This window comes from Embleya sp. NPDC050154, from assembly GCF_044460165.1.
GTDB lineage: Bacteria > Actinomycetota > Actinomycetes > Streptomycetales > Streptomycetaceae > Embleya.
On record NZ_JBITJP010000052.1, the window covers coordinates 1 to 20,107 of the forward strand.

Sequence of the window (20,107 nt, forward strand, 5' to 3'; positions counted from 1 at the left end):
GGGGTATTTGCGTGGTGCTGGCATGGTTCGTGGTGCTCCTTACGCCGGGCACCATAACCCGGCTTCAAGGACTCCACCAAACTCAGAGCAGCTCAACCTGACGCGGCTGGGCACGCGTGGCTTCGAGCAGTTGGTGCAAGGGCTTGCGTTGCGTGTGCTCGGCTGCGGGGTCGAGGTCTTCGGTGACGGTCGCGACGGTGGTCGCGAGGCCACGTTTCGTGGGCAATTGTCGTTTCCTGATCCCGCGCCGGAGGGCTTGTGGTCGGGCTATGGGGTGTTGCAGGCGAAGTTTCGTCAACGTCCGCTGGGCACCGAGGCCGACACCGACTGGTTCGTCGACCAGGTCAAGAAGGAGCTGAACGCGCGGGCCAAGGCATTGCGCGCAGACGATGCTCCCGAGCGTCCCGACTACATGATCTTCGTGACGAACGTGGTCTTGTCGCCGGTGTCCCGGGCCGGTGGGATCGATCGCGTCGATCGTGAGATCTCGGGACTCAACACCCGTCTGGGTTTGGGCCTCGTCGCCTGGCGTGTGTGGCACTTCGACCAGTTGGGCAGTTTCCTCGACGGCAACCTCGAGGTTCGTCAGACGTACTTGGGCCTCATCACGACCGGGGATATCCTGGCGCAGCTCCAGGCGATGCTGGCGAACAGCGGGTTCAACGACGTCGGACGGCTGGCGGCCACTTATGCGGCCACACAAGTGGCGGTGGACCACAAGGTTCGACTCGGGCAGGCCGGAGAAGGCAACAACCAGAGCCTGCCGCTGGAGGATGTCGCGGTCGACTTGGCCGCGACATGGGTGGACGCGGACGGTACGGCGGCTCGGGTGTCTACTGTCGAGCATGTCGTTCGCCACGGGAACGCCATTCTTCGGCCGTCGTTGGCCAAGGCGGGTCGACCGGCGCACCTTGCCTTGGTCGGTGGGCCCGGGCAGGGGAAGACCACGCTGTCGCAGTTGTTGTGCCAGGTGTACCGGGTGTCGTTCCTCGCCGACGCGGGCTGGCTGGCTGACGAGGACATGGTGTTGCTGCGCCGGTTCCGTGAGCGTATGGCGCAGTTGGGGATCCCCGAACCGGTGATGCGTCGCTGGCCGGTGCGCATCAATTTGGCCGAGTACGCCGACGCCTTGGCCGGCGCCGGTGCTCCTGGGTTGTTGCGATATCTGGCGGACCAGGTCAGCGAGGCCGTTCCATCGGTGTCCCCGAACGGGCTGCGTGAGTGGTTGGGGCGGTGGCCGTGGCTTTTGGTGCTCGACGGTCTGGACGAGGTCGCCGCAGCTGCCGCGCGAGCGGACGTACTGGTGAAGTTGAAGGAGTTCCTCACCGACGCGCGGCAGTGCAACGCGGATCTGTTGATCGTGTCGACGACGCGTCCGCAGGGGTACCGGCAGGAGTTCGCCGCCTCCGCGTACACGCATCTGCATCTCGCGGCCCTGGGTGTGAAGGACGGGTTGGCGTACGCGGACCGGCTCGCGGGGGCGCGGTTCGAGGGTGATCCGATCATGGCGCGGAAGGTCTTGGATCGGTTGAGGGCCGCGTCTCGTGATCCGTTGACGGCGCGTTTGATGACGACGCCGCTCCAGATCACCATCATGTCGGTGCTGCTCGAGCGGCGGGAGCGGGTGCCGCAGGAGCGGTATCGGCTGTTTCACATGTATTACGACACGGTTTTCGCGCGCGAGGTGGCCAAGCCTGGCCCTACCGCGCAGTTCCTCGATCGGTATCGGAGGCTTGTCGACCGGATCCACGCCGAGGTGGGGTTGCGGCTTCAGGTCGCGTCGGAGGACTCGGGGCATTCCGACGCGGTGCTGACTCTCGAGGAGTTGGAGGCCATCGCGATCGAGTTGCTGCTGGGCGAGGGTCATGTCCAGGACGCGGACCTGAAGCGCCTGGTGGAACGACTGGTGACGGTGGCCACGCAGCGCCTGGTTCTGTTGGCGCCGCGCCTGGGCTCGGCGGTGGGTTTCGACGTGCGTAGCCTGCAGGAGTTCATGGCGGCGCAGGCGATCTCCTCGGACCAGGGCGCCGACGTCGCCGGCCGGCTGCGGGTGATCGCGCGTTCGGCGCATTGGCGCAACACCTGGCTCCTGGCGGCGGGTGACGTCTTCTACCAGCAGGGTGTCGCCCGGCATCACGTGATGACGATGCTGCAGTCCTTGGGTATGGACTGCTCCTCGGCGCTCGTCGGACCGGGAGCGCTCCTGGCGGTCGACCTGCTCAACGACGAGGTCGCCTCCGGTCAGCCGCGGTTTCAGCAACTGTTGACCAAACTTGCTCTCGAACTCCTGGATTTGCCACCCATGCCGGAGGAGGAGGCGTGGCCGCTCGTGACAGCGCTGCATCGGGCGGCCCGCAGCGACAGCGCATGCGCGCAATTGCTCGAGCGTTCCCTCGAGCGGGCTCTGCGGTCCACGGGGACGCAGGTGGTCACCGCGGTGCAGATGCTGCAACGGCTGGAGACCCACTCGGATGGCGTCGGTGCCAAAGCCCGGCAGCAACTGGCCCTGGCCAGACGGCGCTTGCCCGTGGACATGGCGCCCGTGATCGAGCACATGCTGCTGCCGGATCGTCGTGGGCAGGACCGAAGGCCGGTCACCGAGACCAACCTCAAGAAGCTCCTCGCGCCGTTCCCACCTCCGAGCGACGCAAAGGCGGCAAAAACACTCGACGCCGGGCTCGCCGACACCAGGGTCACCTTGACCGACGTCGCAGGCTCGCCCGAGGTCGTCACGGGCTTGGGCGAAGCCCCGCACCCACCGAAAGGCCTCGAAGACGTCTACATGGAGGCGTTCGCACACATCGCCGAGACCGTGCCCGTCCATCACTGGCTCGTCGCCACAGCCCTCAGAGACATGTGCGCTCGGACCCTCGAACGACGCCCCGCAGGCCCGGATCTCCTCGACATCATGCGCAATCCACGAACCCGAGACTCCTGACGACTGCTCATCGACCACGCCCGGGCCTCTCGTCGAACACCGCCGCGTCGCCCCCGCAGTGGTGGCGATCCGGCACGGTGAACGTGCCGTGTGTCCGAGGTCGGCGGTGCATTGCTCCTCTCACGATGCCGAACCCCGTGCATGGCCGAGGTCACCGCCATCCCAGACGACCTCGACGACGCGGGCCCCGGACTCGTCGCCGACGCACGATCCGGCGTGGCAACCGTTCGCCGCTCCCGCAACGATCTGCCCCGTCGCCGAACACGCGCCACGCGGCGCGTTGTGGCACGCCGCCTCAACGCGCCGGCCTCGCGTGTGGCATCGCGACAACGCCCTGCTAGTCGCTGGTATCGGAATATAGCTATGCTTGTGGGCATGAGTAAGCAGACGAACATCCGGCTGGACGAGGCCGTCAAGGCCGCCGCCGAGGAGCGGGCCAAGCGCCGTGGCCTGAGCCTGCAGGGATATGTGGCCGATCTGATCGAGCAGGACGTGAACGAGTCCCGCGCGGCGTTCATGGCCGGCGCCGCGACGTTCCTGGCGACGTACGCCGACCGGTTCGAGGCGGAGTTCGGCGAGGACCGCTACCCGGGTCTCCCGGCGGAGTCGGCGCGGACCGCGCCGCGGGACGCCGCGTGAACCTGCGGATCGACCTCGCCTGGATCCTGGCGGTCGCCCAGCAGATCCCCGGGGACCCCCAGGTCGTCGACTACGGCGTACCGATCGCGGCCGACGCACGCCACCGCGCGGAGATCCTCGACCACGAGGTCTACCCCGAGCCCCACCACAAAGCCGCCGCGCTGCTGTGCGAACTCGCCCGGAACCCGAGCCTCGAGGCGAGGAACCTGCTGTTCGCGGCCACCGTCACCGCGGCCTACCTGGCCGCGAGCGGCCTCCCGGTGAGCCCCGGCCTCGACACCGTCCTCCCCCTGGCCCACGCGGCACGCGAAGGCCTCCCGGTACGCGAGGTCGCCACCCAACTCAAAACCTGGACGAGTTGAATCCACCCGCCACCCTCCGACACACGCCCACCCGGACGAGGACCGTCACCCGGCCGGAAGACGGTCCAGGCCGTCACGGGCCGACCTCGCCGTCTTCGACGAAACCGGATGCCTCGGCCGGCTCACCGCCTCTCCGTTCACACCCTGTCGACCGATGCACGGCGCGGCGCCCGTAGGGCGTTCGGATGGGGTGCCGAAGCCCGACGGCTCACACCGCGCCGCCAGGTCTCTCGCGTGACCGACTGCTCTGCCCTCGAATGCCTTCCACGGCGGGCCCTGTTCGCCCGCAATGCGCGGGCGCCGCATACCGGTGCCGGGGCGGGTCACTCACCGGTGATCTCGCGGTGTGCCTCGGCACGCAGACGCACGATCTCGGTGCCCGCGTCTCGGATCTTCTCCGGGTCATGCGACTGTGCCACGACACGCTCCTTTCAAGGTCTTCCGATCGGGTAGAACACGAACTGGGCGCTGGTGCCGTGCGGTTCGGTGATGGCGCCGTCGTAGGTGTCGGCACGGTGGACGGGAAGCGCCGCCGTGGTTCCGCCGTCGCTGTCCATGCTGGAATCGGAGGCCGAGACGCCCTTCGAGTCCCACACTTTGACATTTCGAGCCCAGGAAGCCGAGACGACCAGGAAGCCGTCGGTCGTGGCAGGTAGGTGCGGGAGGTCGGCGGTGTTGTGAACGACCGGTTCGCCGAGGATCTTGACCGGGCCCTTCGTCGCGTCCAGAGTGTCGTCGCTTTGGAGGGTGCCGGTCACCGACAGGCTGCCCGCGGTGATCCGCGGGTTCGCGCCGGTTCCGGTGACTGCTCCTGTCGCGGTCAGGCTGGGCGTGGCGATCGGGGCGGTGACGGTCACCGCACCGTGGACTGTGCAGGACTTCTGGGATTTCACCAGGGCGCCTGCGTTCAGCGTCCTGGTGCAGGTCACCGCCGGCCCGGTGAGGGTCATGTCGGGGGTGCCGGCGGCCAGTTCGTCGGTGCGCAGGCTCGCCAAGAGGGGGGCGTCGACGGTGACGGTGACCGAGTCGTAGCGGTCCACGCCGTCCTTGGTCGTCTTGACGACGAATGTCTCGTCGCGGTCCAGGCCGGGGAGTTGGAACGGGAAGGTTGCTGTCACACCGTTCGGCGTTGTTCGGGAGTAGACGACGTGGTCCCCGGTCGGTCCCTGCCAGGTCAGGACGATCGGCGTCGCCCTGGGAACGAGGGTGGCGGGTGCGGGGTCGCCGGGTGAGAGTCGTGCGGTGAGGTTCGCGGTGCTTGAGGCGTCTTCGTCCGTTCGGGCTCCGGTTCCCGCCGCGTGCGCGGGTTCGGTGGGCAGGTCCCGTCGCCAGCGGAGTCGAATCTTGTCGAGGTCGATCTCCAGGTCCCGGTCGATCTCGGGGGCGTCGGGGCTGGCGCTGGCGCTCTCGATGACGCGTACGGTGGCGGTGCCTTCCTCGCGGCTGACCTTGATGCCGTCGATCTGGATCGCGAGGCTTCCCGTGACCTGGTCGGGGTTTGCGTGATCCGAGCGGGTGAACTCGGCGGTTCCGTCCTGCGGTACGGCGACCAGGACGTCTTCCTGGATCGCGACCACCGACCAGGTGTGCGGAGTCGCGGTGGCGACGATGCCTACGCCGGTCTCGGCGAGGGCGGACGCGGAGACGGTGCCGACGGGCAGGACGATGGTGATCCGGCTGCACCGCACGGGATCGGGCAGCGGGTTGGAGACGAGCAACCGCAGGCGGGCGATTTCGAGTTCGCCGACCGGGGCGCTGGGGTTCAGCGGGTGCGGGATGGTCTCGTGGCTGTAGGTGAGCAGGGTCTTCGGGGCGGGCGCGGTGGGTCCGGTCGATGTGGTCGTCATCACGGGTCCTCGGTGTCGGAGCGGCCGGTGGTATGGCGGTGTGTCAGACACCGAAGGGGAACCAGCGGAACGTGTAGCCCGCGCCCGGGCCTTCGACGCCCCAGGAGACGCTCTCCTGGGCACGGACGGGCGCGATCAGGGTGCCGACCTGCTCGCTCGTGTGCGTGCGGAAGGTCTGGACGGGTGTGGTCACCCACAGTGCGAGGTCGCTGTTGGCCTCCGCGTTCGCCAGGATGAGGCCGTCGGTGCTGAACGTCCGCTGCCCGGAGGCGGACAGAGGTTCGCTTGCGGCCTTGAGGATGTCGACCCGTCCGGTCGCCGTGAGGCCCTTGGTCGTGGTCACCTTGGCCGCGGTGAGGTTGCTCGCGGTGAGGAGTCCGGTGACGGCGAGGGTGCCCGCGAAGTCGGTGGTGGCCGTCTTGATCCCGGGTGCCGTCACGGTTCCGGTGATCCCGAGCGTGCTCTTGGCCGCGATCGTCTCCGTGACGGTCAGCGCCTTGGTGATCGAGACCGGGGAGGTGATCCGGGTGGCGGCTCCGGCCGGCAGGGTCGCGAACCGCCCGTTGGCCACGGTCGTCTTCGGGTATTCGGGTTCGTCCACCTGGAGGGTGAACGCGTCGTATCGGCTGACGGGTTGGCCGCCGATCTGGGAGACGGTCTGTAGCGTGAACGTCGTCTCGCGAACCAGCGGACCGCACACCATCGTGGTGTGTCCGTCGGGAATCGGGGTGCCGTCGGCCTGGTCGCGGTAGTGCAGGTGGCGCACGACGCCCGGTGCCGGGTTCCACGCGACGGTGACCTTGCTGTTGTGGGGGACGCTCACCGCGGGTGGGAGTCCCTCGATCGACGCGTGCTCGCCCGCGTGGACGCGCAGGTTGGTGCCGACCGGGAAGGTGGCCGTGGTGCCTGCGGGGAACTTCGGCAGGCGGGCGAATCCGGTCCGGGCCACCGGCGTGTCCGCTCCCGTGGCCGAGGTCTCGACGATCCGCGGGTAGGCCACTCCCACCGCGCGGTTGACGGGTACGTTCTCGATTTTGAACGACACGGCCCGATCGGTGATGATCTCGGCCGCGGTCGACGGCGTGAACGCGAAGCGGACCCGGTCCGCGCCGACGTCCGGGGCCGCTGCGGTCCATCCCTCGGTCGTGGCGGTCGCGACGATGCCCTGACCGGTGGCGGCGAGGTCGCGGGGGCGGGTCCCGACCGGGAGTTCGATCACGATCGAGGTGCAGCGCACGGCTTTGTTGCCGCCGTTGGTGAGGACCACGCGGATCTGCGCGGGGGATGGCGGGCCCGACAGGTTCGCCTCCAGGGGATCGGGGATCGTGTGTACGGCGTGTTTGAGGAGCGGTTCCGTCGCGGTGGGCGCGGTGTCCGCCTTCGAGAGGGCCGTGGTCATGGTCGACGCCTTTCGGGGTGACGGACAGTCAGGAGGTGGAATTGTCGCCGAACGCGGCCAGGACGAATCTGCTCGCGCCGGAGTACAGGGCGATCGCGCCCGATGTCTTCCACGTTGCCTGCTCGTCTGCCCGCAGCGGCAGGAAGACCGCGTCCTCGATGTGCGCGTTGTTCTTGACTCCGCAGCCGGCCTCGCGAGCGCCGACCTTGAAGGTGATGCTCTGGTACTGGTAGGTGGTGCTTCGTTGCACGTATCCGAGCAGGAGCCTGTCGGTACGGCCGCCGATCGTCGCGGGGAGCATGCCGGTGTCGGACGTGACCTTCCCGACAGAGCCGAAGATCTTCACCGTCTTCTTCGCGGTCACGCGGTTCGTGGTGATGCCGCCCGCCTGGACCTCGCCGCGGGGGACGTTCGAGGTTCCGCCGGCGGTGGCCGGTCCGTTGACGGTGATGCCCTGTTGGGCGGTGAGCTTGTTCCTGGTCTCGAAGGTCTGCGTGCTGGTCAGGCCGGCGCGCGCGGTCACCGCGCCGTCGACGGTCAGGCTTCCGGCCACCGTCACCACGTCGGGGAAGGTCACCGTGCCGCTCGCGCCCGCGCCGAGTGGTCCGCTCACGAAGAGTTCGGCGAACGTGGGGGTGTCGACGGTGACCGTCACCGTGTCGTACATGACCTCGCCGGTGGCGACGACCGTGGTGCGCAGGGTGAACGTGGTCGGGCGCACCACCGGCGCGGAGTCGTACCGGCTGTCCTGCGTGACGTCCTTCCCTGGCGCGCCGACGTTGCCGTTCAGCGGTCGGGTGAACAGGAACCGCTGTACGCCGGTGCGGTGTTGCCACGTCAGGGTGACCTGTTGGCCGGCTCTCACTTGGGTGGCGGGTGTGGTGCTCAAGGTGGTGGGTCCGGCCCAGCGCCGGGCGGAGAAGCGGTTCGGGGAGCCGGCGGGCACGGGCGGCCGGTAGGGCTGTTTCGCCAGGACGAGCTCGATCGGCGACTTGACCGCGACCGGGTGTTCGGTGATTCGCAGGGTGGCGTTGCCCGGTGCCCGGTTGATCCGCAGTCCGGCGATGGAGGCGGCGACGCCGTCCTCGTCGAAGACGAACGAGCCCCCGGGCGGGGTGAAGGTGATCGTGGCGGTCGTGGCGGTGGAGGCCACCGCGCCCTGCCAGCCGGCCGGTGGCAGGGGCCGGATGCCGTCCGCGGTGTCCACGAGGGACTGCTCGCTGGTGCCGATCGGGAGCGCGATCTCGATCCTGCTGCACGCGACGGGGTCGCCGGGCGGGGCGGAGGCGACCATGTCCAGCCGGGCGATGGTCGGGTCCCCCGTGGGAGGGCTGGCCTGCAGGGGGAAGGGGTTGGTCAGGACCGCGTAGTCGAGCAGGCCCGAGACGATCGCGTAGGCCGGGTGTTCGGGGAACTCGTCGTTCACGGCGTGGGTCCTTCCTCGGACGGGTGGAGCTGGAGGTAGCCGGTGCGCAGGACCGGGCGGGCGAACGGCAACGCGGGGGCCGGGTCGGCGGGCGCGGTGGGATGGGTGGTCCAGGCCCCGGCCGGTGCGAGCTCGGCCCAGGTCCAGGTGCCGTGTCGGTCGGCGGGCCTGGGCAGGATCAGGGCGGTGTCGTCGGGGGCCTGGACGGTGAACATCGGGCCGAAGCGGAAGCCGGCCGCGACCGCGCCGAGGGATTCCTCGAAGGCGCGCCCGGGCAGCCGCAGGTGTGCGGTGGGCAGGATGCCGGTGGTGGCGTGCACCGTGCCGTAGGGGTCCAGGAGCAGGCTCACGTGCGCGGCGCTGGTCGGTTCGTGGTCGCGCGGGGGGCGGGCCGGGAGCGCGATGCCGTGGCCGGTGCCGATGGGGCGCAGGTAGTCGAAGTCGTCGTCCAGGTCGTCGAGGTCGGCCTCGTCGAGGACGATGTGCAGGCCGGTGTAGTCGTGTTCGTGGTAGTAGCCGACGAGGCCGTCGCCGAGTTCGTCGCGCTCCCCCAGGCGCACGGGCCAGTGGTAGCGGGGGTATTCGGGGTCGGGCGGGTCGAGGAGGTGTCGCCACGACGGGTCGTCGTAGGTCGGGCCGTCGAGGTCCAGGCGCACGCGGGTCCGTACGAGGGCGAGGGGCCTGCCGAGGAGGCGACCGACCGTGCTGGGCGGGTCCTGGTCGCCGTTGGGGGCGATCGTGGTCAGCGCGCGGTCGACGCCGCGCAGGAAACTGCGCAACGTGGTGCGGTCGAGTGCGAGGAGTTCGGTGACCAGTCGGTGCAGGTGTTCGTGGTCGGCGGCGAGGTCCTCGGGGAGCAGGAGGTGTGATCCCGGTAGCGGCTGCCAGTGGGGCACGGTGGTGCCGTCGGGCATGACGGTGGCGGCGACCGAGCCCAGGGGCGCCCCGTCGGCCGCGTAGCACAGCAGTGCCTGGTCGAGGTGGTTGGGGACCAGCCAGGCGCAGATCGCTTCGGCTGCGGCGTCCTCGTCCAGGACGTGGGTGTCGTCGTGGGCCGAGAGCAGGTTCAGGCGGGTGCGGGCGGGTTGCGGCAGTCGGGGTTTGGTCTCGACGAAGCGGCCGCGGTCGCGGTCGACCACCGTGACGGGTTCGCCGGTGTCGTCGAGCCCGGGGCGCAGGTCGTCCGCCAGGCCGGGGCGGAAGGCGTGGGCGGGGGTGCCCTGGCCGATGGTGTCGCGCAGTTCGATCTCGTCCGGGATCACCAGCGGCAGGGCGCGCCCGAAGCGGTCGACGACGTTGAGTCGGGTGAACGCGAATTGGCCCGAGCGTACGGGCTGGAACCGGGAGGCGGACCAGCCGCGGAACGGGCGTGGCAGCGGACCGGGGTCCGGGGGCAGGCCGAGTGCGATCTGTTCGCCGACCGCGGTGTCGCGTACCCGAGAGGTGCCGCTCGCGAGGTGGACGGCCTGGTGGCCGCCGCGGGCGAGGAGTTGGTCGTTGAAGCCGTCGAGGGTCTGCGAGAGCAGGTCGGCCTCGCCGGCTCGGTCGGCCAGGGTGCGCAGGAGGTCGGCGTAGGCGCCGGTGCGGTCGTCGGCGGCGTGGCGCAGCGCGTCGCGGAGGGTCTGTGCGGGGGTGGGGGTGAGGAACTGGCGTCCGCGCAGGGTCAGTGGTTCGGTGGCGGCGCCGGTGCCGTTCCAGCGGTACCGGTTGCCGTCGAACGTCCAGTTCGCGTGGGTGGGGTCCTCGACGCCCTCGCCGTCGGCGTAGGCGATCGGGTAGTAGTCCACCTCCCACTGGAAGAACAGCGGGGACCAGGCCTGTTGCCAGGGCGGGGTGCCCAGGGCGGGGGGCAGGCCGTGGGCGCGGCCGGTCGGGTCGGCCATCGCCTGGCGCAGGAGCGCGACGTCGGTGCCGGGGCGGCCGGCGGCCTTGGCCAGGGCTGCGGCGTTGGCGGGGTCCAGGTGGAAGAACTCGGCCAGCAGCAGGGGGAGTTCGGCGGGCTGGGTGGGCAGGTTCGGCGGGGTCGGGATCGCGGCGGGGGGTGCGGTGACCAGATCGGTGCGGTCGGGGTCGAGGTAGACGCCGGAGACGAGTTCGTGGGGTCGCCGGCACCGCAGGCCCTGTTCGGCGGCGAGGCGGATCTGCTGGTCTTCGGCTGCGCGGCGCAGCGCGACGACGGGCTCCGCGGCCCGGTGCAGGTCCGGCAGTACGTCGCGTTTGAGGACGAATCCGGGGATGTGGTCGCCCGCGTGGTCGGCGATGGCGTCGGTGAGTTCCTGTTGGGTGCTCCCCCAGGGGATCTTCGCGCGTGCCTGGCCCAGGAGCAGTTCGCAGCGCGCGGCCTCGGCCTCCGCGGCGCGCAGTCGCTTGCCCAGTTCGCCCCGGTAGGCGCCGTCGGGCAGGGTGTCGTCGGGGTCGAACTCCGGGACCATGGGCAGGCCCTGGGCCCACCACAGGTCGTAGACGCGGCGCCGGGCGGCGGCGAGGTCGCGGGCGGCCTCGTCGTGTTCGGCCTGGGCGGTGTTGAGGGCGGCGAGGAAGTCGGTGTGGGTGCGTCGGACCCGACGCCGGGCGGCGGGCGGCTCGTCGGGGGCGTTCGGGTCGGCCTCCAGGGTCCAGGCGTAGCCGGTCGGGGTGGGCGTGAACCACGACGTGAACGTGGCGCGGGCCTTGATGAATTCGCCGTCGGGTTCGTCGACCTCGTCGAGCAGACCCCGCTGGCAGGTGTTCAGAAGTTCCGCGAGACCGGGGGCGTCGGGGGGTTCGGCCTCGTCGAGGAACACCGTCGAGGCGTGCGCGCTGTTGTGGCCCACGGCCACCGCGACCAGGTCGGGTCGGGGCGAGGTGGGTGCGGGGCCGGTGCCGTGCCAGGTCAGGCCCAGGACCGTGCCGTGGTAGAGGCCGCGGGAGGCGCGGCCGTCGGAACCGGGGGCTGTCTTCCACTCGTATTCCGCGAGCAGTTTGGCGAGCGTGTCGCCGGCGGCGGTGACCGGGTCGACGGCGGGGGCGCTGTACCAGCCGACCACCAGGTAGCCCAGGGTCCACGCCCGGGTGGGGTCGAGGCCCTCCAGGGTGTCGTGGATGGAGAAGACGTCCTCGTTGTAGGGCTGGTACACCGCGAACGTCGGCAATCCGGGGCCGACCGCGGTCAGGAACAGGTCGTCGGCGGGCGGGTCGGGTTCGGTCCAGCGGGTGGTGGTCAGGTCGGTGCGGCGGCCGATCCGGGTGATCGTGCCGTCCCGCGTGGCGTAGGGGCTGGTGCCGGTGGCCGGGTCGAGGTGGTCGCTCTCGACGATCCACGCGTTCTGCGTGCGGGTTTCGGCGTCGGGGGTGCCGTGGGTGCGGACGACGAGCCAGCGGTTGGGCACGCGCGGGAACTTCACCTCCGCGTCGGGGTGGGTCTGTGTGCCGTGGGCGAGTGGTTGCGGGAGTTGCCATTGCAGGTAGACGCCGTTGCGGTCGGGGCGGATCGCGAAGTCGGTGTCGATGTTCCCGAACGGGGGCGGCTCCGGCGACAGGCGCAGCCGGGTGAGGGCGTAGTTGGCCTGCCAGCGCTGGAAGTTCTCCCCCATCCGGACCTGGTCGTTGACCACCAGGGCGTCCAGGTGGACCGGGATCAGGAGTGGGCTCGGGTCGGTCATGCGCGGTCTCCCCCGAGAGGCAGGTCGGTCAGGAGCATTTGCCGATAGGGCGCGTTGACCAGTTGGAGCGCGAGGACCGCGGGCGAAGCCTCGCCGGGCTGCCCCTCCTGGGCCAGGCGTGCGCCGAGCGCTTGTACCAGGCCGTCGGCGGCGTCGGGCCGCAGGTCCAGGACGCGCCGGTCGAAGGGGTCGGTGCGCAGATACGCGGCGATGCCGTGGTCGCCGGGTTCTTGCGGGAGGTATTTGCCTTCGAGGGTCGCCCCGATCGGCACCGGATCGGGGCCGGCGCCGAGGCTGCGCAGGTTGATCACCGGAACCGGGTCGTCGAGGTCGTCGGGGTGGGTGTCGATGCCGAACGACAGGCCCTCGGGCGGCTCGGGCAATTCGACGGCGTCGGGTACCTCGTCGAACAGGAACAGCAGGACGTCGTGCTCCAGGACGCTGCGGCGCAGCAGCCGCACCGGGGTCTCGCCTCGCCAGCCGCGTATGACCAGTTCGGGGCATTCGCGGGCCAGCGCGGAGCGGATCAGCATTCCCGCGCGCGGCCACGACGGGTCCGGGGTGCGGGTCTGCGCGGCCCATGGTGCGGCGAGCGCGGCCAGCGCGAGGTCCGCGGTGCCGGTGACGCCCAGGCTCTCCGCGCCCGCCTGGAGGGCGGTGAGCCAGCCGGGGTCCACGTGGAACAGGCGCAGCGACTCCGGAGGGAGCATGTCCTCGTCGGGCACCAGGTGCGCGAACGGCACGTCGTGGAGCAGGCGCAGCCGCTCGAACCAGGCCGTGATCGGCGCGCCGTCGTCGTCGAGGGCCGTCCGCAACTCCGCCCGCAGCACGGGCTGTGCTCCCTCTCGGGCCAGAACGCGGTGCAGGGGGTTCGAGGTTGCGGTGGATCGCGTCGCCGTGGGTGGGTGGTGTGTTGCGGGCTCGACGGTCGCCGTGGGTTGGGAGGTTTCGCCGGCGGGGTCCGCGGACGCGGCGACGGGTTCGACGGGTGCCGCGGGTGTGGTGGCGGTTGTGGGTTCGGTGGGTGTGGTGCGGGCGGCGCGGTCGGCGGGTGGGTCGTTGAGGGCGCGCAGGAGGCGTTCGGCGGCCCCGGTGGAGGCCATCGCCCGCAGCGTACGGTCGTTGCCCTGAGGCTCGGCCAGGCGACTCAGTTCGGCGTCGTCGGCGAGGGGGTCGGCGCCCGCGAGGCGTTGCGCGATCACGGCGGCCCGGTGGCGGGCGCGGCTGCGCCAGGCGCTCAGGCGGGAGCCGAAGTCGTCGTCGGCCAGGGCGAGGGATCGGCCCAGGTTCCAGGCGCAGGCCCAGCCGGTGTCGTACACGCCCCAGGCGGGGTCGTAGGCCAGGAGTTGGCCGGCGTCGGTCCAGCCGTCCACCGGTGCCGGCCTGGGCAGCGGCTGCGCGACGGTGGGGGTGAACGGGCCCCGGTACCAGGCGTAGGTCTGTTCACCGGACGCGACGTGGTACGGGAGCGGTACCCAGCCTTGTTCGAGGCGTTCGCGGGCCCTCGCCTGGGCGGGTGTTTGTGACCCGGTGTCGTTCGGCAGCGGCAGGCGCAGGGCGAGGTCGCGGGGTGTGCCGCCGTCGGTGTCGTCGTGGAGGAGGTCGTGGACGCGGGTGGCGAACCCGGCCGTGGCATCGGGCAGGCACTCGAACGACCAACGGTGCAGTGACACCAGGCGCACGTCGGGCGGATCCGGTTTCGCGGCGGCCACGGTGTCCAGGGCTGCCTGGCAGCCTTCGAGGGAGACCAGGTGCACGACGTGTCGGCCGTCGGCGGAGTTCGGCAGCCGGTTGGCGAGGATCACCGAGAAGTCGCCCTCGGCGAGTTCCTCACCGCGCAGCATGGTGTCGGCGCGCACGGTGCGCACGTGCGCGAGATGGCGCAGTTCGTCCTCGCGCGGGCACACGGCGGTGAACACCGGGCCGGGGACACGGATCGTGGTGCACTCGGTGGTGGGATCGACCTCGACCTGTCGGCGCGGGATCACGGGGGCCAGGACACCGGGTTCGGGAGTGTTCGGCCACAGGAGGTCGGCGATCGGCATACGGTCGACGTCACCGGCCGCGTGCGGGTCGCCCGGCAGTTCGTCGACGGTGAACACCAGCAGCGCCAGCCACGGTGGGCGCGGTTCGATGGGGCCGGTGGACACGTCCTCGGGGTCGATGCCGCGCAGCCACGGCAACGTGCGGGTGCCCAGGGTGATGTGCGGGAGGGTCAGGGCGAGTTCCCCGGCCGTCTCGGGGGCCGGGTTGACCGCGTGGACCAGATCGGGTGGGAACGCGAACTGGGGTGCGCGGACCTCGAACACGCGGGTGGCATCGGGCAGGTCGTTCCCCGTGGGAACGCCGTCGATGTTCTGCGAGGCGGTGATCAGGTACTTGCCGGCCTGCACGGTGGGGACCAGGTCGTCGCCCAGTTCGAGGGTGAAGGACACCTCCCGCACGCGAGCGGTCGGCGGCTGTGGTGGTGCGTCCGAGGCCACGGCGGGACCTCCCTTGTCGTTGTCGGCGATGGTGGTCACGGCGCGGCCGGCTCATGCGGGGCGCTCGCGGGCGGGTCCTGTGTGGTGGTGCCCGGGGTGTCGTCGGCGGTGGCGCCGGTGGCGGTGGCGAACAGCAGTGGGGCCGCAGGGAGCCCGTCGCGGTTGACGTGAGCGGCGAAGGCGTCGAGTGGGGAGTTGGGCAGGGGGTCGAGCAGGGCGGCGAGGGCGTCGGCGAGTCCGGTCCGCTCTGCCGCCGTCGTGGCGATGGTGGTCGCAACCGTGCCGACGCCGGTGCCGGGCGCCAGGCGGGCCCGGTCCCCGGTGGCCGGGTCGTCGGGGTCCAACGGGCTCGCCGCGTCCTCAAGGTCCTCGTAGGCGAGCGATGCCTCGGCGATGCGCTCGAGCGGGACGCCGGTGGGCACCGGGGGCGGGATAGTGACGCGCAGGCCGGTACGCCGGGCGGGCAGGAGCCGCTTGGCCGCGTCGAGCATCGCCTCGTTACCGGGCCTGGGCGAGCCCCACAACGCGGTCGGCACCGACCCGAAGACGGTCTCCACCCGCCACGCGCCGTCGTCCGCCAAGGCCTCCCACAGCGGGGCGGCCCCGCGCAGGGCGCGATCGCGGGCCACGCGGACGGTGAACGTGCTCGTGAGCCCGGTGCGCTCCATCGGGCGGATGTCCAGCAACTCGGCCCCGGTGTCTGGGACTCGGGTTTGGAAGACGACCGAGGTCGCGGGAACGGACGTCTCGGCGAGGAAGGTGAACCCGCTCGCGTCCACCAGCCACGGCGCCTGCGGGTCCTGCGGGTTGCGGCCCGGGGGTGGTTCGGCGTCGGCCAACAGTCCCTCGCTCGCCGCGATCCGCAGCACCTTGTCGGCTGGCGGCAGCAGTTCCTTGAACTCCGGCCACGTCAACGCGGCGGGTTTCGATTCTCCGGGGCCGAACGTCACGGTGACGCGGATGAACGTGAACTTCGCGGTCGCGCGCCCGCCGGTGGGCGGGCCCCACAGGTCCAGGGAGGCGCTCAATTCGCCGCGCAGCGTGGCGAACCACACCTTGAGGGAGGCCCCCAGCGAGATCCCCACCCCCATCGCGAAGTGGAACGGTTTCCAACTGATCAACAGGTGCGCGTACGCGCTGAACCACGCGTTCAACGCGCCCGACGAATACCGCACGTCCAGGGTCCCGCCCGCCATCACCGCCGAGGGGGTGAGCGCGAAGAACGAGGTGCCGGTGATCGAGATCGAACCCAGCGACCAGGAGAACCCCAGCCGGGGCACCTGCGGGTAGTGGGTGGGCGCCTTGTACTTGGGGTGGTAGCCGCCGACGGTGAGCGCGAAGTCGCCCGAGTGGGCGCTGCCCTCGAACCACATATGGAACGCGAACCCACCGGTCAGCACACAGGCGGGGTCGATCAGGTACGAGTCGTACAGCAGGGCGGTAGCGGCGAACTCCGCGCGTTTGGAGCTGTAGACGATCCGCAGCTGCAACTGCACCTGCGCGTAGGCGGTGTCGGTACGCGGGAACGCCGCCCGGGCGGTACCGACCAGCGCCAGGTTCAGGCCGTCGCCGGTCTCCAGGATCAGGAGCAGCCGGCCGTGGATGAACTCGAACGAGGTGAAGTCCAGGCCAGCGGCCAGCCACAGACCGCCCTGGCGGGCGGTCACCCAGGTGCCGGTGAGCCTTTCGAGCATGTCCATGGGGTCGGTGGGTCGCGTACCGTCCAGTTCGCCCAGGAGGGGGAACGTCGCCACCTCGGTGGGGCCGGGGATCTTCAGGCTGCTGTTGAAGCCGAACCCGGCCGCGACTCCGGTCACCCGAAACGCAGGCGGGCCGCCCAACGCGAGCGTGCCCCGGCCGAAGACGAACAGCGACACCATCCCGTCGTCACGCCGCTGATAGGCGCCGACTGCGGTGACACCGAACTGCGGCATCTGCACCACCAGCGTCCCGGCGACCATCATCGTGAACCCGGTCGGCGGCGGCGTACGGTCGATCAACGCGCCCGCGATCCGCAACGGCGCCCGCTCGAACTCCACCCCCAGCCCGGACAACCGGGTCTCAATCCCGATGTCATCCCCATCGTCAGCGTCGAGGTCCAGGCCCAGCGCGAGGCCGTCCACGGCCATCGTGAACCCCGACGCGGTCAACGCGCCGTCCACACCCAGCCACACCACGCCCTTGTCGTAGGCCAGCCCGATCCGCCGCACCAGGAACGGACCGAACGACCGACCGATCTCCACCCACACACCGGGCCGCTCGGACGCGACGGGCGCAGGCGGGGGCGGGTCGCCGGGGGGCAGGGCCACGCCCTCGAGGACCCGCTCCGACAGCGGGACGGCCGGGGGCCCGCCGGTGCCCCCGGTCACGGTCCCGGTCCCGGTCCCGGTGCCGGTGTCGGTGTCGGTCGAGTTCGCGACGCTCCCGTCCGGGTCCTCGTCGGCGGGCCGCGGCCCCACCGGGCGCGCGGCGACCGAGGCGCCCGGCCCGGCTCCCCCTCCCGGGGCGGACGGGCCGGAGGACAGGGCCAGCGTCAACGACGCCGGCGTGCCGCCCGGCACCTGGTAGTCCACGACCAGCACCGCACCCCGGGGCAGCACACCCGCCGCCTGCCCCGGAGCCGCCACCGGCCGCAGGAACAACGGCAACGAAGGGTCGGCCCCGGCCACGAGCGCGTTCACCCGGTCCACCACCGCGACCGGCACGTCCAGCGACGCGTACACACCCCGCACCCGCGTCAGCCGCAGATCCGCGCCCGCGGGCACCATTCCGCCGAGCAACGGCACATCCGACAACCCCGCCTGGATGTTCACCCCCACCTGCAGCAACACCACCGAACGCTCCGGTACCAGCGGATCCAACGGCAGCGACGCGAACACCACCGCGCCCTGCGCGGACTCGGCGGCAACCACCATGGAACGCGCGGCCCCGTCATAGGTGAAGTGCACCGACCGCAGGCTCGGCTGCAACGCGGTCGGCCACAGGCCCCGCAGTTCCTCGGCGGGCAGCCCCAATCCCCGGGCCAGCGCCAGCAGCGGGACGCTCCGGCCCGCCTCCCCCGCCTCCCACGACGCGGTGAACCGCGAGCCTGCCGAGCCGGTCCCGAAGGCGACCTCGAAGTCCAACACCACGTCGGCGCCGTCGACCTCGACCACCACGCTCAGATCGGCCGAGAACGCGACTGGACGCGGACCCGACGGCGGCTTGGCCCCGGCCGAGGCGCTCAACGTGAACATCGCGCCGTCCGGTCCGTCACCCAGGGGGAAGGAACCCGCGCACAGGATCGAGCCCGCCAGGGTGGAGTCCAGCGACACCTGCACCCGGTCCACGACCAGGCCGGACACGGCCTCGGGCAGCGGCTTCCCGAACGTTGTGTGGAACCAGGCGGCGAACCCCGCGAAGTCCACGGCGAACGCGGAACCGGCCACCTCCCACACCCGGTCGGGCCGGCGACGTCCCTCCAACACGATCCGGCTGTCGCCCATGGTCAGGGTGCCTGTCAGGGCGATGTCGTTCGGTGGCGCGAGCCCGGTGCCGGCGGTACGCAACTCCAGGCCGGTGAGTTCGACGCCGTCCGCGATCCGCCAGGACGTATCCAGGGCGAGGGCCAAGGTGTACGCCCTGGAGGTCACATCGGCCGAGATGTGGATGTAGTTCAACCGGACGCTGTCGGGGTCGATCCCGGTATCGGCCAAGGCCCCGGCCTCGATCAGGTCGTTGCCGCCCTCGGGGTGCCACAGGCTGGCGGCGATCCGGCCGGCGGGCAGGGCCGCTTCGCCGTGGAGGGCATAGGTCCCCGCCACGGTGCAGCGCGCCCCCAGTGTGAAGTCCACACGCCACGTTCCCAACCGGTCGCGGGCCGCGCGTATCCGCAGAGGGTCGATCCGGTCCAGTCGTACCAGGTCCGGGATGAGAGGCCAATCCGCCTGGCCGGTCAGTCCCAGGGTGACGGCCACCTCCTCCAGTCGGCCCCGGTACCGATCGAAGGTCACGTTTGCCGACATCAGGGACAGGGCCCCCAGGCCTCCGCTGATCTCCACCGGCACGTGCACCCGATCCAGCAGGGAGGTGTCCAGAAAAGGAAGCGCTGCCAGGTCGGTCAGCCGCTCGAACGAGATCCCGTTCGGAAAATGCCCCGAGAGCCCGACCATGGGGGACTCGGTGCCGACCAGCCGCAGGGTTCGGCGCCCGCCGGTGGCGCCGACGGAGAAGGAGACGGTCGGGTATACGTCCGGGCGCAGTCGGCCGCCGGGGGTGTCGGGGGCCGCCGCGAAGGTGATCCACAACCGGTCGAACCCCAGGGTCGCGAGCAGGGTCAGGTCGGTTTCCAGATACGGTGCCTTGACGGTCCACGAGTCGGTGGCCACTTCCACCCGGCAGCCGGTCACGAACTCGCCGGGCTCGTCGGCGAGGAACACCACGCGGGTGGCCAGTTTCGCACCCAGTTCGGGGATGTCGCTCGTTCCGTCCGCCGCCAGTTGTTCGCGGTCGAATACCGGTGTGGACAGGGTCAGTCCGCCGTTCAGGTACCCGTCGAACAGGGCCGCGACCTCCGGGATGTCGAGTGTCGCGCCGGACAGTTCGAGCCTGCCCGAGGTGCTCGCCGCGTCGAACAGTTCCAGCAATGCGGGTACGGGGATCGCCATGCGTCCTCCCAGCGGTTACGGAATTGGCGTCGACGTCCTCAGGACTTCGGGGTGTCCTGGGGGTCCGCCGGGATCGGACTCTGACTGCCCGGAGGGAAAACGAATGCAGGGGCTCTCCTGGCGGGAGCGTCCGAGATCAGTGCCGTCAGGCGCGGTCCCGCGGCGTGGAGGAACATCTGGGCCCACTGTCCGCCTTGGGGGAAGCCCGGGCTGGTGAAGAGCAGACTGAACAGCGGCTTCCCGGCCACCTTCCAGCCCTTTTTCGCCCATTCGACGGGGATGCTCGTCGGGGCCAGGTCCTCAAGGACGAAGTCTCGCCCGGGGACCGGCAGGGCATAGTCCCCGGGTCCCACCGCGGTGAATGCCTCACGCCCGGTCAGCGCGTACCTGAGGGCCAGGAGGTCCGCCATTCCCGCGCGAGTGGTGGCCCGCCCCGAGGGACCCCCGTAGGGAGTCGCGCTCGTGTGTTCGAAACTCTTGAACAGCGGACCGCGAAACGAATCCGGAGGATCCTCCACACGCCGCACCGCGAAACCCGGCGACGAACCACCACCCTGAAAGTAGAACTCCACCCAACGACCGGCCTCACCATCGAACTCGTGCGTGATGAAAAACGTGCAGAACAAAGGCCCCCCGGCCGGAGCGTCCTTCACCCACGTCGCCTTCACAGGCCCCGGCGCCAAGTCGTTGACCACGAACTCACGGCCGGGAACCGGATTCCAGCCG

At 70.8% G+C, this 20,107-nt stretch carries 10 protein-coding genes; 3 read left to right on the plus strand and 7 right to left on the minus strand.

Translation table 11 applies throughout. The features are described 5' to 3' along the window. The first annotated feature begins 22 nt into the window (after window positions 1–22). The 3 genes from ACIBSV_RS49640 to ACIBSV_RS49650 all read left to right on the plus strand — a co-directional run bounded on the left by ACIBSV_RS49640 (window position 23) and on the right by ACIBSV_RS49650 (window position 3,939). A complete protein-coding gene (locus ACIBSV_RS49640; protein WP_395874449.1) occupies window positions 23–2,938 on the plus strand; it encodes an NACHT domain-containing protein in 2,916 nt (971 codons plus the stop codon). A 375-nt stretch (window positions 2,939–3,313) separates the two neighbouring features. Continuing rightward, window positions 3,314–3,577, plus strand: a complete 264-nt coding sequence (locus tag ACIBSV_RS49645; protein WP_395874451.1) for a hypothetical protein — start codon at window positions 3,314–3,316, stop codon at window positions 3,575–3,577. Then, window positions 3,574–3,939: a hypothetical protein gene (locus ACIBSV_RS49650; RefSeq protein WP_395874452.1), complete on the plus strand. Its 366-nt coding sequence runs from the start codon at window positions 3,574–3,576 to the stop codon at window positions 3,937–3,939. Before ACIBSV_RS49645 ends, ACIBSV_RS49650 begins: the two co-directional genes overlap by 4 nt. 431 nt (window positions 3,940–4,370) lie before the next feature. Here ACIBSV_RS49650 and ACIBSV_RS49655 read toward each other — a convergent pair whose 3' ends face one another. Genes ACIBSV_RS49655 through ACIBSV_RS49685 form a run of 7 tightly spaced genes read right to left on the minus strand, consistent with a single transcriptional unit; the run spans window position 4,371 to window position 19,791 of the window. Then, window positions 4,371–5,786, minus strand: a complete 1,416-nt coding sequence (locus tag ACIBSV_RS49655; protein WP_395874454.1) for a hypothetical protein — start codon at window positions 5,784–5,786, stop codon at window positions 4,371–4,373. Window positions 5,787–5,829: 43 nt separating this feature from the next. After that, window positions 5,830–7,185, minus strand: coding sequence for a hypothetical protein (locus ACIBSV_RS49660; protein ID WP_395874456.1), 1,356 nt, complete (start codon window positions 7,183–7,185; stop codon window positions 5,830–5,832). Window positions 7,186–7,213: 28 nt separating this feature from the next. Further along, entirely contained in the window at window positions 7,214–8,611 is a 1,398-nt protein-coding gene (locus ACIBSV_RS49665) for a hypothetical protein (RefSeq protein WP_395874458.1), read from the minus strand. Then, the gene (locus tag ACIBSV_RS49670) at window positions 8,608–12,252 is read right to left on the minus strand and encodes a hypothetical protein (protein ID WP_395874460.1); all 3,645 of its coding nucleotides are present in this window, start codon (window positions 12,250–12,252) and stop codon (window positions 8,608–8,610) included. Before ACIBSV_RS49670 ends, ACIBSV_RS49665 begins: the two co-directional genes overlap by 4 nt. Further along, the gene (locus ACIBSV_RS49675) at window positions 12,249–14,774 is read right to left on the minus strand and encodes a hypothetical protein (RefSeq protein ID WP_395874462.1); all 2,526 of its coding nucleotides are present in this window, start codon (window positions 14,772–14,774) and stop codon (window positions 12,249–12,251) included. Before ACIBSV_RS49675 ends, ACIBSV_RS49670 begins: the two co-directional genes overlap by 4 nt. After that, entirely contained in the window at window positions 14,771–19,381 is a 4,611-nt protein-coding gene (locus ACIBSV_RS49680) for a DUF6603 domain-containing protein (RefSeq protein ID WP_395874464.1), read from the minus strand. Before ACIBSV_RS49680 ends, ACIBSV_RS49675 begins: the two co-directional genes overlap by 4 nt. A gap of 38 nt (window positions 19,382–19,419) precedes the next feature. Beyond that, window positions 19,420–19,791 (minus strand): hypothetical protein, encoded by a 372-nt coding sequence (locus tag ACIBSV_RS49685; protein WP_395874465.1) that lies wholly within the window; start codon window positions 19,789–19,791, stop codon window positions 19,420–19,422. Between the last annotated feature and the right edge of the window lie 316 nt (window positions 19,792–20,107).